Annotated in this window: 12 protein-coding genes; 5 read left to right on the forward strand and 7 right to left on the reverse strand. The window is 76.0% G+C overall.

What is annotated here, in order from left to right; all coding sequences use genetic code 11:
- Window positions 1–29: 29 nt before the first annotated feature.
- The gene (locus SM573_RS02410; RefSeq protein ID WP_474612413.1) at window positions 30–464 is read right to left on the reverse strand and encodes a hypothetical protein; all 435 of its coding nucleotides are present in this window, start codon (window positions 462–464) and stop codon (window positions 30–32) included.
- A gap of 189 nt (window positions 465–653) precedes the next feature.
- On the opposite strand from SM573_RS02410, the gene SM573_RS02415 reads away from it, so the two are divergent.
- Entirely contained in the window at window positions 654–5,285 is a 4,632-nt protein-coding gene (locus SM573_RS02415) for an ATP-dependent helicase (RefSeq protein ID WP_474615719.1), read from the forward strand.
- 75 nt (window positions 5,286–5,360) lie between these two features.
- Here SM573_RS02415 and SM573_RS02420 read toward each other — a convergent pair whose 3' ends face one another.
- On the reverse strand, window positions 5,361–5,915 hold the full coding sequence (locus SM573_RS02420) for a hypothetical protein (RefSeq protein WP_474612414.1): 555 nt from the start codon (window positions 5,913–5,915) through the stop codon (window positions 5,361–5,363).
- 151 nt (window positions 5,916–6,066) lie between these two features.
- On the opposite strand from SM573_RS02420, the gene SM573_RS02425 reads away from it, so the two are divergent.
- Window positions 6,067–6,558, forward strand: coding sequence for a GNAT family N-acetyltransferase (locus SM573_RS02425; RefSeq protein WP_474615368.1), 492 nt, complete (start codon window positions 6,067–6,069; stop codon window positions 6,556–6,558).
- 22 nt (window positions 6,559–6,580) lie between these two features.
- Window positions 6,581–7,420 carry an SAM hydrolase/SAM-dependent halogenase family protein gene (locus tag SM573_RS02430; RefSeq protein WP_474612416.1) on the forward strand — a complete coding sequence of 280 codons (840 nt, stop codon included), beginning with the start codon at window positions 6,581–6,583 and terminating at the stop codon, window positions 7,418–7,420.
- Between the two features lie 79 nt (window positions 7,421–7,499).
- On the opposite strand, the gene SM573_RS02435 is transcribed toward SM573_RS02430, so the two are convergent.
- Window positions 7,500–8,771 carry a hypothetical protein gene (locus tag SM573_RS02435; RefSeq protein ID WP_474615369.1) on the reverse strand — a complete coding sequence of 424 codons (1,272 nt, stop codon included), beginning with the start codon at window positions 8,769–8,771 and terminating at the stop codon, window positions 7,500–7,502.
- A 110-nt stretch (window positions 8,772–8,881) separates the two neighbouring features.
- Here SM573_RS02435 and SM573_RS02440 point away from each other — a divergent pair, with 110 nt between their 5' ends.
- Together SM573_RS02440 and SM573_RS02445 are read left to right on the forward strand one after the other, a co-directional pair.
- The gene (locus SM573_RS02440; protein ID WP_474615370.1) at window positions 8,882–9,721 is read left to right on the forward strand and encodes a DNA-formamidopyrimidine glycosylase family protein; all 840 of its coding nucleotides are present in this window, start codon (window positions 8,882–8,884) and stop codon (window positions 9,719–9,721) included.
- A gap of 170 nt (window positions 9,722–9,891) precedes the next feature.
- Window positions 9,892–13,548 carry a hypothetical protein gene (locus SM573_RS02445; RefSeq protein WP_474615371.1) on the forward strand — a complete coding sequence of 1,219 codons (3,657 nt, stop codon included), beginning with the start codon at window positions 9,892–9,894 and terminating at the stop codon, window positions 13,546–13,548.
- Window positions 13,549–13,561: 13 nt separating this feature from the next.
- Here the strand turns inward: SM573_RS02445 and pspM are convergent, their stop codons facing one another.
- The 4 genes from pspM to SM573_RS02465 all read right to left on the reverse strand — a co-directional run bounded on the left by pspM (window position 13,562) and on the right by SM573_RS02465 (window position 16,789).
- Window positions 13,562–14,347, reverse strand: a complete 786-nt coding sequence (gene pspM, locus SM573_RS02450) for a phage shock envelope stress response protein PspM (RefSeq protein ID WP_474615372.1) — start codon at window positions 14,345–14,347, stop codon at window positions 13,562–13,564.
- Between the two features lie 23 nt (window positions 14,348–14,370).
- A complete protein-coding gene (locus tag SM573_RS02455; protein ID WP_474615373.1) occupies window positions 14,371–15,240 on the reverse strand; it encodes a PspA/IM30 family protein in 870 nt (289 codons plus the stop codon).
- Window positions 15,241–15,577: 337 nt separating this feature from the next.
- On the reverse strand, window positions 15,578–16,030 hold the full coding sequence (locus SM573_RS02460) for a helix-turn-helix domain-containing protein (protein WP_474612422.1): 453 nt from the start codon (window positions 16,028–16,030) through the stop codon (window positions 15,578–15,580).
- A 207-nt stretch (window positions 16,031–16,237) separates the two neighbouring features.
- Entirely contained in the window at window positions 16,238–16,789 is a 552-nt protein-coding gene (locus SM573_RS02465) for a CinA family protein (RefSeq protein WP_474615374.1), read from the reverse strand.
- Between the last annotated feature and the right edge of the window lie 55 nt (window positions 16,790–16,844).

Genomic DNA, 16,844 nt, shown 5'->3' on the forward strand with positions numbered 1-16,844 from the left:
CGCGCCGACAGCAGCTGACGGGCGGCCGTTCAGCGGGAGGTGGCTCGGCTGGCGAGAGCGTGGCCGGCGGGGTCCTCGGCGGCGCGTGCCGGCGCGGACGGGCGGCGCGCCTCCAGGCCGGCCTGGTCCTGGCACGCCGGCTCGGTCAGCAGGTCGGCACGCCCCAGTTGGCGGGCGACCCGCTGCACCACCCGCTCGGCCGCGGCGAGCGAGCGGACCGACAGCAACCGGCCCCGGCTCTCCCGCCGCAGGACGAAATAGTGCACCGCGGCGCGGACCTGCCCCCGGTCGGCCGCGCTGGCGTGCGCGGTGGAGAGGACCAGCTCGCGCAGGCAGCGGGCCAGGCGCTCGGCGAGCTCCAGCTCGGGGCCGCGCAGTCCGGCGCGGACCGCGGCGAGGTGGCTGTCGACCTTGCGGATGAGCACGTCGGTGCCGGGCTCGACCTTCCGCTGCTCGACGGCCATCCGATCCCCTCCACCCCGGTCCCGCGTCGCGAGTGAAGTTACTTTATGTTGCTCATCACAAGCAAGCAGTTAAGTGAGACTTAATGCCTCAAGTGGATTTTCCGTCCCGTAAACGCTGTTGCCGGACATAATCCCTCGCGGTCCGACGGGGTTGTCACAGCAGCGCGGCAGGATGGACGGGTGGCGGAGATGGCAGCCGGCCCCGAGGCGGGCGACACGGACGTGCTGGGCGGGTTCAGCCCGGCGACGCGGGAGTGGTTCACGGCTGCCTTCGCCGCGCCCACCGCCGCCCAGGCCGGTGCGTGGCGCGCGATCTCGGCCGGCCGCAACGCCCTGGTGGTCGCGCCCACCGGCTCCGGCAAGACGCTCGCCGCTTTCCTCTGGTCACTCGACCGGCTGGCCCGCGAGCCGGCCCCGTCCGACGCCCGCCAGCGGTGCCGGGTGCTCTACGTGAGCCCGCTGAAGGCACTCGCCGTCGACGTGGAGCGCAACCTGCGCACCCCCCTCGCCGGCATCCGCCAGGCCGCCACCCGGCTCGGGGTGGCCCCGCCGGACATCACCGTCGGCATGCGCACCGGCGACACCCCCGCCGACGAGCGGCGGGCCTTCGCGCGCACCCCGCCGGACATCCTGATCACCACGCCGGAGTCGCTCTTCCTGTTGCTCACCTCCGCGGCCCGCGACTCGCTGCGCGGCGTGCAGACGGTCATCGTCGACGAGGTGCACGCGGTGGCCGGCAGCAAGCGCGGGGCCCACCTCGCGCTCTCCCTAGAACGCCTCGACGAGCTGCTGCCCGCCCCGGCCCAGCGGATCGGTCTCTCGGCGACGGTCCGGCCGATCGACGGGTGCGCCCGGTTCCTCGGCGGCGCCCGGCCGGTCGACGTGGTCCAGCCCGCCACCGCGAAGACGATCGAGGTCGCCGTCCAGGTCCCGGTGGAGGACATGACCCGTCTCGACGAGCAGGAGCAGCCGGTCGACGACGAGCTGGGCGGCCCCGGCCCCCGGCGGGCGTCGATCTGGCCGGCCGTCGAGGAACGGGTCCACGCCCTGATCAGGGCCCACCGCTCGACCATCGTGTTCACCAACTCCCGGCGCAGCGCCGAACGGCTCTGCGCCCGGCTCAACGAGCTGGCCGCCGAGGAGCTTGCCGGCGGCGTCGACGGCGGGCCCGTCGGCGAGCGGGGCGGGCGCGGGGCGGACGCGTTCGGTGGGCCCGTCGGCCCGCTGCGCGCTCCGCGCCCACCGGCCGAGGTGATGGCCCAGTCCGGGGCCGCCTCCGGGGCGGCACCGGTGATCGCCCGGGCCCACCACGGCAGCGTCTCGCGCGAGGAGCGCAAGCACATCGAGGAGTCGCTCAAGTCGGGGCAGCTTCCCGCCGTGGTCGCCACCTCCAGCCTCGAGCTGGGCATCGACATGGGTTCGGTCGACCTGGTCGTCCAGATCGAGGCGCCGCCGAGCGTCGCCGCCGGGCTGCAACGCGTCGGCCGCGCCGGGCACCAGGTCGGCGCGGTCTCCCGCGGCGTGGTCTTCCCCAAGCACCGCGGTGACCTGCTCTCCTGCGCCGTGGTCGCGGAACGGATGAGCGAGGGCGCGATCGAGGAGCTGCACTTCCCCCGCAACCCGCTCGACGTGCTGGCCCAGCAGATCGTGGCGATGGTGGCGTTGGAGCCATGGCGGGTCGGTGACCTCGCCGTCGTGGTGCGCCGGGCGGCGCCGTTCGCCGAGCTGCCCGACTCGGCCCTGCACGCCGTCCTCGACATGCTCTCCGGCCGCTACCCGTCGACCGCCTTCGCCGAGTTGCGTCCCCGGCTGGTCTGGGACCGGGCCGCCGACCTGCTCACCGGTCGCCCCGGCGCGCAGCGGCTCGCCGTCACCAGCGGCGGCACGATCCCCGACCGGGGCCTCTTCGGCGTGTTCCTGGCCGGCGCCGAGCGCGCCGCCCGGGTCGGTGAACTCGACGAGGAGATGGTCTACGAGTCGCGCGTCGGCGACGTGTTCCTGCTGGGCTCCTCGTCCTGGCGGATCGAGGAGATCACCCCTGACCGGGTGCTCGTCTCCCCCGCCCCCGGTCAGGCGGCACGGATGCCGTTCTGGAAGGGCGACCAGCTCGGTCGGCCGGTCGAGCTGGGCCGGGCCATCGGCGCCCGCGTACGCACCCTGCTCCGGCAGAGCGACGACGCGGCGGTCGCCGCCCTGCGCGCGGGCGGGCTGGACGACTGGGCGGCCGGCAACCTGATGGCGTACCTGCGGGAACAGCGGGCGGCCACCCGATCCCTGCCGGACGACCGGACGATCGTGGTCGAGCGGTTCCGCGACGAGCTGGGCGACTGGCGCCTCGCCGTGCACAGCGTGCTGGGCGCCCGGGTCAACGGCCCGTGGGCGTTGGCGATCGGGCGCCGCCTCGCCGAGCGCTACGGAGTGGACGCCCAGGTGATGCCGTCCGACGACGGCATCGTCGTACGCCTGCCGGACACCGCCGACGAGCCACCCGGCGCCGACGTGGTCGCCTTCGAGCCCGACGAGATCGCCCAGCTCGTGGAGGAGTCGGTCGGCACCTCCGCGCTCTTCGCGGCCCGGTTCCGCGAGTGCGCGGCCCGGTCGTTGCTGCTCCCCCGCCGCGACCCGCGCCGCCGGCAGCCGCTCTGGCAGCAGCGCCAACGTGCCGCCCAGCTGCTCGACGTGGCCCGCGAGTACGCGGACTTCCCGGTCACCCTGGAGGCGGCCCGGGAGTGCCTCCAGGACGTCTTCGACCAGCCGGCGCTGGCCGAGCTGATGCGCGACCTGGCCGCCCGGCGGGTCCGCCTGGTCGAGGTGGAGACCGCCCAGCCCTCGCCGTTCGCCCGCTCCCTGCTCTTCGGCTACGTCGGGGCGTTCCTCTACGAGGGCGACGCCCCGCTCGCCGAGCGGCGGGCCGCCGCGCTGGCGCTGGACTCGGCGCTCCTCGGCGAGCTGCTCGGGCGGGTCGACCTGCGGGAGCTGCTCGACCCGACCGTCCTCACCGAGACCGAGCGGCAGCTGCGCTGGCTGACCGAGCAGCGCCGACCGCGCGACGCCGAGGACGTGGTCGAGCTGCTGCGGGTACTCGGTGACCTCAACGCCGCCGAGCTGGCCGAGCGGGGGGTGCCGGCCGACTGGCTCACCGAGCTGGAGGCGGCCCGCCGGGTGCTGCGCGTACGCATCGCCGGAGAGGAGCGGTGGGTCGGCGTCGAGGACGCGGCGCGGCTGCGCGACGCGCTCGGGGTGGCGCTCCCCGTTGGCGTGGCCGAGGCCTACCTGGCCCCGGTCGCCGACCCGTTGGGCGATCTCGTGGCCCGCTACGCGCGCACCCACGGGCCCTTCGGCGCGGCGAGCTGCGCGGCGCGGTTCGGCCTCGGCGTCTTCGTGGTCGAGCAGGCCCTGCGCCGGCTCGCCGCCACTGGCCGGGTGGTCTCCGGCGAGTTCACCCCGGAGAGCGTCGGCACGCAGTGGTGCGACGCCGAGGTGCTGCGGCTACTGCGCCGCCGTTCGCTGGCCGCGCTGCGCCGGGAGATCGAGCCGGTGCCGCCCCGGGCGCTCGCCGCGTTCCTGCCCCGGTGGCAGCAGGTCGGTTCGTCCGCCCGCGGCGTGGAGGCGGTGGCGGCGGCCGTGGAGCAGTTGCAGGGTGTGGCGGTGCCGGCGTCGGCGCTGGAGCGGCTGGTGCTGCCGGGCCGGGTCGCCGACTACTCGCCCGCCCAGCTCGACGAGCTGTGCGCCAGCGGCGAGGTGGTCTGGGCCGGTTCCGGCGCTATCTCCGGCGGGGACGGCTGGGTGACCCTCGCGTACGCGGACACCGCTCCGCTGCTGCTCCCGCTCCCGGACGACGCGCTGGCGCTGACACCGCTGCACGAGGCGGTGCTCGACGCGCTCGCCGACGGGCAGGCGCTCTTCTTCCGCCCGCTCGCCGACCGGGTCGGCTCGACGGACGACGCGGCGTTGACCGCCGCCGTCTGGGACCTGGTCTGGGCCGGGCACCTCACCAACGACACGCTGGCCCCGCTGCGGGCGGTGCTGGGGGCCGGCGGGGCGCACCGCTCCCGGCCGTCCGCCCCGCGCAGCCGCTACCGGCGTCCCGGCCGGGTGGCGCTGCCCACCCGCAGCGGCCCGCCGACGGTCGCCGGGCGCTGGTCGCGGCTGCCCGAGCGGGACACCGACCCGACCCGCCGGGCCGCCGCGCTCGCCGACGTGCTGCTGGAACGGCACGGCGTCCTCACCCGCGGCGCGGTCGTGGCCGAGCAGGTGGTGGGTGGCTTCTCGGCGGTCTACCCGGTGCTCTCCGCGCTGGAGGAGCGCGGGGCGGCCCGCCGGGGCTACTTCGTGGAAGGGCTCGGCGCGGCGCAGTTCGCGGTGCCCGGGGCGGTGGACCGGATCCGCGCGCTGGCCGAGCCGGCCGACGGGGCCCGGGGCCGAGGCGGGCCGACGATGGTGCTCGCCGCCACCGACCCGGCCAACCCGTACGGGGCGGCGCTGCCGTGGCCGGAACGGGCGGTCGACTCGGGCGACGGGGACACCCCGGCGACCGGGCACCGGGCGGGCCGCAAGGCGGGCGCCCTGGTCGTCCTGGTCGGCGGCGACCTCGTGCTCTACGTGGAGCGGGGCGGGCGCACGCTGCTCTCCTTCACCGACGACACCGACGCGCTCGCCGCCGCCGGCAAGGCGCTGGCCGACGCCGTGCACACCGGGGCGTTGGGCGCCATGTCGGTGGAGCGGGCCGACGGCGAGGCGGTGCACTCCTCACCGCTGCGCGACGCGCTCACCGCCGCCGGTTTCCGAACCACCCCCCGCGGCCTGCGCCTACGCGGCTGACCACGCCCAGGAGATCCTGGTCGGACGGTTCCCTCGGTAGGGCCGCTTCCCACCAGGATCTCCTGGACGGGATCGTCAGCCCAGCTCCGTCAGGACCTTCTCGTAGCGCGGGCGGTCGGCGGCGGGCGTGCGCGCCTCCAGGTAGTTGAGCACCACCGCTCCCTTGCGGAAGGACTGGCCGCTCCACGTCTCCGCGATGTCACCCGCGCTGGTCTCGTCGGGGAAGACGTAGACCGTCACCGCGTCGGTCGCGATGATCTCGGAGCAGCCCAGGCCGAGCCCGTCGGGTCCACAGTCGACCGACCTGTCCCGCGGGTGGGCCACCTTCAGACCGGCCGCCCGGAACGCGTCGACCACCTGTTTCGCGCCGGGTGAACCGGCGGGGCGGCGCGGCAGCACCACCGGCGGCGGGCTGGCCGGGCGGCGCTCCGTGGGCGGCTGCACGGCGGGGGCGTCACCGGCCGGCGGGGCGGCTGGCGATCCCTCGGCGGTCGGCGACGCCGTCGCGGACGCGGCGGCGGACGGGGTGGCGGCGGACTCCTGGCGCTCGTCCCCGTCCGACCCGCATCCGGCGACGAGGGTGAGGGTGAGGGCGAGCGCCGCGGCCGCGGGCAGGTTCCGATGTGTCACCACGGCAGTCTGCCCAACGGGACGCGACGACGGCAGTGGCCGGTCGGCCAGTGCCACTGTCCCGTATCCGGCTGCACGGAAACCGCGCGGGCGGGCGGGTACGCCACCGGTAGCATCCGCTGCCGGCACGAGCAGCGGAGAGGGGTACGGCATGGGCGGGACCACTGTCCGCGAGGCGGCGCCGGGCGACCGGGTCGCGGTGGACGCGCTGCACGAACGCGAGTGGGGCGGGCCGTACGTCATCGTCCACGACACCCGGTACGACCTGCGCACGCTGCCGACGCTGGTGGCGGTGGACGGTGCCGGCGCCGTGGTCGGCGCCCTCGCCCACCACGCCGACGCCGACGGGCTGGAGGTGGTGAGCCTCGTGGCCGCCGAGCCGGGTGGTGGGGTGGGCACCGCGTTGCTGGCGGCGGCCGCGGCGACCGCGCGGGCCGGCGGGCTCCACCGGCTCTGGCTGGTCACGACCAACGACAACCTGCGGGCGCTGCGGTTCTACCAGCGGCGCGGCCTGCGGCTGGTCGCGGTGGACCCCGGCGCGGTGGACCGCGCCCGGCAGCGCAAGCCGGAGATCCCGCTCGTGGGCGAGGACGGGATCCCGCTGCACGACGAGTTGATCCTGGAGCTGCGCACCTCCCCGTAGCCCGCCGGTTAGCCTGCACTCCATGCCCGCCACGCCCTGGATCTCGCTGACCACCGACTACGGTCTCCGCGACGGCTTCGTGGCCGCCTGCCACGGGGTGATCGCCCGCATCGCGCCGGAGGCACGGGTGATCGACGTGACCCACCTGGTCCCGCCCGCCGACGTGCGCCACGGTGCGGCGGTGCTCGCCCAGACGGTGCCGTACCTGCCGGTCGGCGTGCACGTCGCGGTCGTGGACCCGGGGGTCGGCACGGCGCGGCGCGGCGTTGCCCTGGCCACCCCGGGCGGTGCCCTGGTGGGCCCGGACAACGGGCTGCTGCCGGACGCCGCCGACGCGCTGGGCGGTGTCACCGCCGCCGTCGAGCTGACCAACCCGGCCTGGCTGGCGGCACGGGTCTCCCGCACCTTCCACGGCCGGGACGTCTTCGCGCCGGTCGCGGCCCGGTTGGCGCTCGGCGCGCCGCTGGCCGACGCCGGCCCCCCGGTGGATCCGGCGGAGCTGGTCCGGCTGCCCGAGCCGCTCGTGGCGGCCGACGCGGACGGCGTCACCGCGGAGGTGCTCACCGTCGACCACTTCGGCAACGTGCAGCTCGCCGCCGCGGCGGGTCTGCTGGAGCGGCTCCCGGCGGCGGTGCGGGTCACCGCGCCGGCGGGCCCGCCCCTGCCGGCGCCCGAGCCGGCGGCCGGTGGCACCGGCGCCGGCCGGCCGGCGGTACGCGGGCGGACGTTCGGCGACGCGCCGATCGGCGGCCTCGTGGTGCACCCCGACTCCGCCGACCGCGTGGCCGTCTCCGTCAACGGCGGGCGAGCCGTGGACCTGCTCGGCGTACGGCCGGGCGACCTGGTGCGGATCAGCGGCTGACCCGGCGGACCGGGTCCTGGCCTGGTCGCGCGGGGCCGGGGCCGGTCCGGGGGGTACGGCCCCGGACCGGCGCCGGCGGTCAGCAGCGCGGCACGGTGCCGCCGTAGACGGCGGAGATGTACGCGTGGCTGACGAACTGGCCGGTGGCCAGGCGGTTCCACCGGTTGGTGGTGCGGAACGGCCCCGCGACGGTCTGGCCGGTCACGTAGCACTGGATCGGCACGTTGGCGTAGCGGGCGGCGAGCCCCCGGACCGCGTAGCTCGTGCTCGCCCCGGCGCGGATGTTCAGCGGGCCGTCGCCGACGATCCCGCGTGGCCCGGAGCCGGTCCACAGGTACGCGACGTCCACCCAGGCGTTGGTGCTGAGCAGCAGCCCGTCCCAGAAGGTGCCGTCGGCGAGGTCGATGCCGGCCGGGTTGAGCACCCGCCGGCCGAACTGGTCCCGCCCGCCGTTGTAGCCGTTCTGGTAGGCCGCCTGCGCCTCGGGCCGGCCCTGCGGCAGGTCCTTCCAGTTCTCCCGCACGGCGCTCGGGTTCCAGTAGTCGTCGCGGGTGTTCCACGGCCCGACGTCCCAGACCGGGGCGTACGCACAGCGGCTGCCGGTGGTGGTGCAGACCCGGACGGTGTAGTCGCCGGTGTTGTTCGGGGCGAGGCCACGCCGCGACGGCAGCGCCACGAAGTGGTCGCGGGGCACGATGGTGCGCCCGTTGGCGGTCACCTCCCCGACCAACCCGATGCGGGTGGCGAAGACGCGGTAGGTGCGGCCCGGCGTGGCGGCGGTCACCACGGCGAGCGAGTCGGCGGTGACCCGCACCTCGCGTACCGTCGCGACGGCCCGCGGGTCGCGGGCGGTGAGCACCACGCGGGACTGCACGCGGCTGACCGGCTGGTCGAAGACGACCGCCCCGCCGGCGCCGCGCCACTCGGTCCAGCCGCCCCCCGTACGCCAGCCCCGCACCTGGGTCTCGACGGTGGCGCCCGGGGCGACCTGGGCGGAGACCTCGGCGCGGACCCGGGTGGCCGGCCGGGACAGGGTGCGCGGCGCGGTCAGGAGGGTGCCCTCGGCCAGGGTGCTGCGGGGGCTGCGTGCCGCGCGGGCGAGACCCCAGCGGGTGTCGCGCAGGCGGAGCCCGGCCGCGGTGGACCGGACGTTGACGTCGTCGCCGTCGACGACGGAGAGGTTCAGGTTCCACCGCTCGGCGGCGGGCCCCTTCGGGGCGGCGCCGACCGGGCGGAGCGTGACGGTCGTGCCGTCGAGCGGCGCGGCCGGTGCCGGGCCGGCCGCGGGCACGAGTGCGGCGGTGAGGGTGACGGTCAGGACGACGAGGAGGACGGTTCGGACAGATCTCATGGGCAAACTCCTCAGAACCCCCTGATGGTGCCCATGTCGGGAGATCAAGGGGAACCAAGGTACAAATAGCGATACATGCGAATCCGGCTCGGCAGGTGGAGGATGGGAGCATGCCCGAAGGTGACACCGTCTGGAACACGGCCCGCGTCCTGCACCGGGCGCTGGCCGGCGCGACGCTGACCGCCAGCGAGTTCCGGGTGCCGCAGCTCGCCACCGCCGACCTGACCGGGTGGACCGTGCGCGAGTCGGCCGCCCGCGGCAAGCACCTGCTGCTCCGCCTCACCGCCGCGCCGACCGGCAACCGGGCGCCCGGCGGCGCCACTGGCACGACCGGCGGCGGCGCGCACTGGACGCTGCACTCGCACCTGCGGATGGACGGCGCCTGGCGGGCGTACGCGCCGGGGGAACGCTGGGCCGCGCGGCCGGGGCACCTCATCCGGGCGGTCCTGCGCAGCGCGGGCGCCGTGGCGGTCGGCTACCACCTGCACGATCTGGCGCTGGTGCCCACCGCCGAGGAGGAGCGCCTGCTCGGCCACCTCGGCCCGGACCTGCTCGGGCCGGACTGGGACCCGGCCGAGGCCGTCCGCCGCCTCGCCGCCCAGCCCGACGCCACGATCGGTGAGGCGCTGCTCGACCAGCGCAACCTGGCCGGGGTGGGCAACCTCTACAAGTGCGAGGTGCTCTTCCTGCGCGGCGTCTCCCCCTGGACGCCGGTCCGCGCGGTGCCCGACCTGCCCGGCCTGGTGGCGCTCGCGCAGAGGCTGCTCGCCGCCAACCGCGGGCGCTGGGCGCAGAGCACCACGGGCTCGCTGCACCGCGGCCAGACCAGCTACGTGTACGGGCGGCGGGCGCAGCCCTGCCGCCGGTGCGGCACGGCGATCCGCAAGGAGGAGCTGGGCGAGCGGGTCACCTACTGGTGCCCGGTCTGCCAACCGGAGCGGGCCGGCTGACGGCGACTCCTCCTGCCCTGTTGCCCAGATTGGGACGATTGGGTAATTCCTAACCCCACCTCCGGCGTCGCATGCTGCGATTGGGCGTTCACCAGACGTCAGCAGAGCCGGTCCGACCGGATCCGCCACGCCGGGGTGGCGGCGGTCGTGCCCCGACCCCGGGGAGTGCCATGGCGATGTTCCGCAGACTCCGCAGCACCTGGACCGAGCGGGTGGCCCGCGGCAACGGCCGCACCACGGAGGCCGACCGGGCGACGAGCGTACCGGCGGCCCGCGCCCCCGACGAGGTGCTCGTCCCCGCGCCGGCCAGCCTCGACCCGGCGGCCGTGCCGCGCTGCTTCGGCCCGGTGCCGAACTTCGCCCACAGCCCGCTGCCGGTCCGCGACGCCGAGGGCCGGCCGCTGCCCGGCACCGGCCTGCGCAAGTTCGTCGACGCGCTGCCCGGGCCGGGTCCGCTGCACCGCACCGAGCTGGGCGGTCACCTCCCGGTCGCGGTGCCGGACACCATCACCTACCCGGGGTGCGACTACTACGAGATCGGTCTGCAGCAGTACGCCCAGCGGCTGCACCGGGACCTGCCGGCCACCCGGCTGCGCGGCTACCGGCAGCTCAACCTCGGCACCGACGCGTCCGGGCACAACACCGTGTCGCCGCCGGGGCGGCCGTGGCACCTCGGGCCGCTGATCCGCGCCCGCCGCGGCCGGCCCGTCCGCGTCAAGTTCATCAACCAGCTCCCGACCGGCCGGGCGGGCGAGCTCTTCCTGCCCGTCGACGAGACGGTCGAGGGCGCCGGCATCGGCCCGCTGGACGGCCCGGCCCCGTACCCGCAGAACCGGGCGGTCCTGCACCTCGCCGGCGCGCAGACCGGCTGGATCAGCGCGGGCAACCCGTTGCAGTGGGTCACGCCGGCCGGTGAGATCACCCCGTACCCGACGGGTGTCGGCCTGGTCCACGTGCCGGACATGCCGCCGCCCGGCGCCGGCGCCACCACGCTCTACTACCCGAACGAGCAGAGCGGCCGGCTCATGTGGTTCCACGACAACACGCTGGGCCTGTCCCGGCTGACCGTCTACTCCGGCCAGATCGCGCTCTACGTGCTCACCGACCCGGTCGAGGAGCAGCTCGTGGCCGACGGGGTGCTCCCCGGCGACGACCTGCCGCTGGTGATCCAGGACAAGACCTTCGTGCCCGACGACACGCAGTTGGCCGGGGAGGACCCGACCTGGGACCGGGACCGCTGGGGTGCCCGGGGCAGCCTCTGGCACCCGCACGTCTACCAACCCCGGCAGAACCCCCACCGGGCCGAGGGGGTCAATCCGACGGGCCGCTGGGACTACGGCCCGTGGTCGCGTACGGCCGACCGCGGCCCGGCCTTCGACGCCCCCGGCGAGCCGAACGGGACGACCGGTCCCGGGCCGATGCCGAACCCGCACCACGACCCGGTCGCCGCCCCCGACGAGCCGCCGCTGACGCCGGGCGTGCCGCACCCGAGCGCCGTCCCCGAGGCGTACGGCGACACACCGCTGGTCAACGGGATCGCCTACCCGTACCTGGAGGTGGAGCCGCGCGCGTACCGCTTCCGGGTGCTCAACGCGTGCCTCGACCGCAGCCTCAACCTCCAGCTCTACCGGGCTTGCTCGGACGGCCCGATGTGGGACGACGAGGGCAACCTGCTCGACGCCGAGGCCGGTGAGGTGCCGATGGTGCCGGCCGTGCGGGCGCCGGGCCGGCCGGCGGACTGGCCGGCAGACGGGCGCGACGGTGGCGTGCCGGACCCGCGCGCCGCCGGGCCGGAGCTCATCCAGATCGGCAACGACGGCGGGCTGCTGCCCGCACCGGTGGTGATCCGCAACCGCCCGGTCGGCTTCCGCTACGACCGTCGGGACCCGACGGTGCTCAACGTCGACGGGCACGCCCTGCTGCTCGCCCCGGGTGAACGCGCCGACGTGGTGGTCGACTTCTCCACTGTGGCGCCGGGCGGGACGGTGATCCTCTACAACGACTGCCCCGCCCCGCTGCCCGGCTTCGACCCCCGGTACGACCACCACACCGACGCCCCGGACCGCACCGCCGAGGGCGGCCCGCCACCCACCCTCCCCGGATACGGCCCGAACACCCGCACCCTGCTCCAGTTCCGGGTACGCGGCACCCCCGCGGCACCGTACGACCTGGCCCGGCTCCGCGAGCGGCTGCCCCGGGCGTACGCGGCCAGCCAGCGCCCGCCGATCGTGCCGCAGCCGGCGTACGACGCGGCGATCGGCACCCGGACACCGCACGCGACGGTGGTGCCGGTGCACGCCACCACCGTCGGCTTCACCCCGGCCGGCGGCGCCGTGCCGGTGACCGTGCCGATCGCCGTGAAGGCGGTACGGCAGGTGTTCGAGTCCGCGTACGGCCGGCTGGCCGGCCGCCTCGGGGTGGCCCACCCGCACGCCGGGCCGCTCTCCCCCTCGACGCTGCCGCTGGGCCCCACCGACCCGGCCACCGAGATCCTCTTCGCGGCCGACCCGGCCGTGCCGATCGGCGCGCCCGCGGACGGCACCCAGGTCTGGCGCATCGTCGGCGACAGCCGGCAGACCGAGGCGGTGCGCCTCGACGGCTGCGACCTCCAGGTCGTCAACCGGGTCGGCCACGACGGCACGATCCGCCCGCCGGAGCCCGGCGAGCTGGGCTGGAAGGAGGTCGTCCGGGTCAATCCGCGCGAGGACGTGATCGTGGCGCTGCGCCCGGTCGCCCCGACGCTGCCGTTCAAGATCGGTGACAGCGTACGGCTGCTCGACCCGACCCGCCCGGCCGGCGCCCGCACCGGCTCGACCCCGGTGAGCCCCGTCGACGGGCGGCCCGCGACGGTCGTGAACCAGCTGGTGAACCTCGGCTGGGAGTACCGCTGGCACAGCCAGTCCGGCGGCCGCCGCGACCTGGGGATGAGCCGCCCGCTGGTGCTGCGGGTCTCCCCGAAGGCGCCCACCGGGCTGACCGCCACCCCGGCGCCCGGCTCGGCGACCGCGCTGCCCGCCATCACGCTGGCCTGGACCGGCAACGGCGGCCGGCCGCCGGCCACCAGCCACCTGCTGCAACGGGCCACCGACGCGGCCTTCACCACCGGCGTCACCACGATCACCGTGGCCGCGACGGCCACCCGCTACACCGACGCCACCGTCACGCCCGGGGTCACCTACCACTACCGCATCCGGGCGGAGAACGCGGTGAGCTGCTCGTCCTGGTCCAACAGCGTGCCGGCGTCGGTGCAGCTCGCCGCCCCGGCCGGGCTGACCGCCGCGATTCCGCCGGCCGCGCCGCTGCGGGTCGCGCTGCGCTGGTCGAACCGCTCCTTCGCCACCGGCATCGACGTGCAGCGGGCCACGAACCCCACCTTCACCAGCGGCCCCGGCACCACGGCCATCGGGGTCGGCGACAACCATCTGGACACGGCGGTGGCGCCGGACACCACCTACTACTACCGGGTGCGGACCACGTACCTCGGCGCCGCGTCACCGTGGTCGACGGTCGCCACGGCGACCACCCCGCCCGCCCCGGTGACACCCACCGCGGTCACCGTCTCCGTCGACTCGACCGGGCCGGACACGGCGACGGTGATCCTCGGCTGGTCGGCCGAGGCGGCGAACAGCGCGGGCGCCGGGTTCATCGTCCAGCGTGCCCTGGACCCGGCCTTCAGCCGGGAGGTCGCGAACTTCACGGTCAGCGGTCGGGGCTTCACCAACACCGGCCTCGCCCGCGGGGTGCGCTACCACTACCGGATCCGCGCGTTCAACGTGGTCGGCAGCTCCGCGTTCACGGCTCCGGTGACCGTCAGCACCCCGCCGTGACACGGGTGCCGGCTCAGCGCAGGGGTGCGCGCAGCGGGTCGCCGACCGTACGCAGCTCGGACAGCGCGGCGGCCACACCGTGCAGCAGGTCGGTCGCCTCGGTCAGCCGGGACGCGGCCGGGTGCGGCGCGTCCGGCCGGGAGTCCTCGGCGACGTACCCGGCCGCCGCCACCACGAGCCGCTCGTACGCGGCGACACCGCTCTCCAACTGCTCGGTGAGCGCCCGGTGCGTGTCGGCCAGCGGGGCGCGGGCGTCGACCGGGGCTAGCTGCACCGCCCTCTGCACGCTCGCCACCCGGTGCGCCAGCTCCCGCAGCGACCGGTCGGCCGCGGTGGCCTCCTGCAGGGCCGGCTCGGCCAGGCCGGTGAGCCGCGGCGCCATGCCGGCGAGGGTGAGCGCCGCCCGGTCCAGCCGGGCCCACGGCTGCGCCGCGGTCGTGCCGCGCAACGCGACCCGCGCCCGCACCCGGCGCACCTCGGCGAGCACATCCCGACCGGCGGGGAGGCGTTCGACGGCCGCGACCAGGCGCGCCCGGGAGCGGGCCGCCTCCACGGCCGGGTCGGGCGGCGGCGGCGCCGGCTGGGCAGCCAGCGCCCGCAGGTCGATCCAGCGCCACGCGGCGAGGACCACGGCGCTGCCCGCGGCGCCGGCCCAGGCCGCGTCGGGCAACCCGAGCCCGGCGTACGGCGTCAGGACGGCCGCCGCGCCACCGAGACCCCCGGCCAGGGCGCTCCACCGTCGCGCGGACCGGCGCAGCCGGTCCAGTCGCCGGAAGTACCGCGTACGCTCGTCTGCCACCCTGACCTCCTCGGGCCGGCCGCTCAACCGGCGGCGGTCGTGTCCCCGGTGCCGCGCTCACGGGCCATGGTGGCCCGCAGCTCGTCGAGTCGCGCCGCGGCGGCCGGGTCGGCGGCGGGAGCGGCCGGGGCCGGCTGCTCCGCGCCCTGCCGCTGCTGCGCACCGAGCTGCTCCCCCGCCATGCTGGCACGGATCTGCTCCAGCCGGGCCGAGCCGGCCGAGTCCAGCGTCGCCTTCTGGATCTCCAGCATCCGCCCCTCGGCCGAGTTGCCGGCCAGCTCGGCGCGGCCCATCGCGGTGGCGTAGCGGCGCTCGATCCGGTCCCGCACCTCGTCGAGGGAGGGGGTGGTGCCGGGGGCGGTCAGCGCCGACATCGACTCCAGCGAGCGGGCGACGCTCTCCTGCATCTTGGCCTGCTCCAGCTGGCTGAGCAGGCGGGTGCGCTCGGCGAGACGCTGCTGGAGGATCATCGAGTTGTTCTCCACGGCCCGGCGGGCCTGGGCCGCCGCGCCCAGCGCCTGGTCGTGCAGCGTCTTCAGGTCCTCGGCGGCCTGCTCGGCGGAGACCAGCTGGGTGGCGAGGGTCTGCGCGGACTGCTCGTAGCGCCCCGCCTCGGCGTCGTCGCCGCGGCCACGCGCCTGGTCGGCCAGGACCAGCGCCTGCCGGGCGTTCGCCTGGAGGCGCTCGACCTCGGACATCTGCCGGGAGAGTTTCATCTCCAGCTGGCGCTGATTGCCGATCACCGCGGCAGCCTGCTGCACGAGCGCCTGGTGCTGGCGCTGCGCCTCCTCGATGGCCTGCTGGATCTGGACCTTCGGATCGGCGTGCTCGTCGATCCGGGCGCCGAAGAGCGCCATCAGGTACTTCCACCCCTTGACGAACGGGTTCGCCATCTCCGCGGTATCCCCTCAGTAGCGTCGCTCCGCGCCCGCACCGTGCCGGACGTCACGACGGACCAGCGGCGCGGCAGCCCCTCCATCGTCCCAGTCGGGCGCCAGACCGGCACCCGTACCCGCGAGCGAAGGGCCGACACATTCCGCGATCAAGCGTATCCGCACAGCGCGAGGCGGGCCACGGCCGCGCGCGAGGCGCTGGTGGCGCGCAGGAGGCCGCGGACGGCACGGTCGGCGGACCGGCACGGTCATCCGACAGGGGGACGGCCGCGGTCACGCGCACCGGGGGCGCGCGGCGTTCACGTCGGAGCGGGTGCTCGGCGAGATCGCCGAGGTGTCAGGCGGCGCAGACCACGTCACGGTCACGCTCGGCCGGGCGCACGCGGGTGCTGCGCAGGGTGGCCTTGAGCGGCGAGTCCTGCCGGACGGAGACGGCGACCTTGCCGTCGGAGCTGACCTGCCGGACGGCCCGGTTGGTGGCCTTGGCCGCGGGGGCGGAGCTGGCGGCGGTTTCGGCCGGCTCGTCCTGGACGGGCACCAGCACGTTCGGCATCTGCTCGGCCAGCGCCACCGTGTCGCTCACCTCGCGCAGCAGCTCGGACAGGCGCGCGCCGAGTGCGTCGCAGATCGCGGCGAGCAGCTCGCTCGAGGGCTCCTTCTGGCCGCGCTCGATCTCGGAGAGGTATCCGAGGCTGACGTTGGCGGCGGAGGAGACCTCGCGCAGGGTGCGGTGCTGCCCCTGCCGGCGCGCCCGCAGTGCGTCACCGATCACTCGGCGTAGCAGGACCATCGCACCTCCCCCTCAGGGCCGTACTTTCCCTCCGGCGGCCCGGCGGATCCCCCACCGACGACCGACGGAGCCTTCCCGCAACCGTACCCGTTGCCCGCCCGGACGACATCCCGCCCCGCCCGTCGGATTGCGGCACCCGGCTCCCGGGCGGCCGCACCCCCCGGGCCGTCCCGATCCTCGGGACCACACGAGCTGGATCTTCCGGCGTCAGCCTCGCCCGTTCCCCGCGTCGGCCCGTTCGGCCGCCTCGTCGGCCCCCTGGATCCGCTCCGTGAGCAGTCGCAGCGCCTCGATCACCGCGGCCGACCGGACGTGGTCACGGCCCCCGTCGAGGTCCAGCTGCCGCACCGAGGTGCCTCCCGGCCCGGCGACCGCCACGTACACCAACCCGACCGGCTTGCCGTCCTGCGGCTCCGGACCGGCCACCCCGGTGGTGGCCAGGCCCCAGTCGGCGCCGCAGCGCTGCCGCCCGCCCTCGGCGAGCGCCATCGCCACGTCCGGGTCGACCGGGCCGCGCTCGTCCAGCAACCCGGCCGGTACGCCGGCCAGCTGCGACTTCAGTTCGGTGGCGTAGACCACCAGGCCGCCCCGGTACACCCCACTGACACCGGCGATCTCCACCACTGCGGCGGAGAGCAGCCCACCGGTGAGCGACTCCACGGTCGCCAGCGTCTCGTGCCGCTGGGACAGGCTGTGCACCACTCCCGCCGCCGGGCTGCCGACCGGCCGCTCACCGTTCGCGTCGCTCTCGCTCTCCATGCCCCCATCCTTCCCCCGGCCAACCAACCCGAACACCACCCCCACCCACCCCGCT

It is taken from the genome of Micromonospora xinjiangensis (assembly GCF_056150165.1).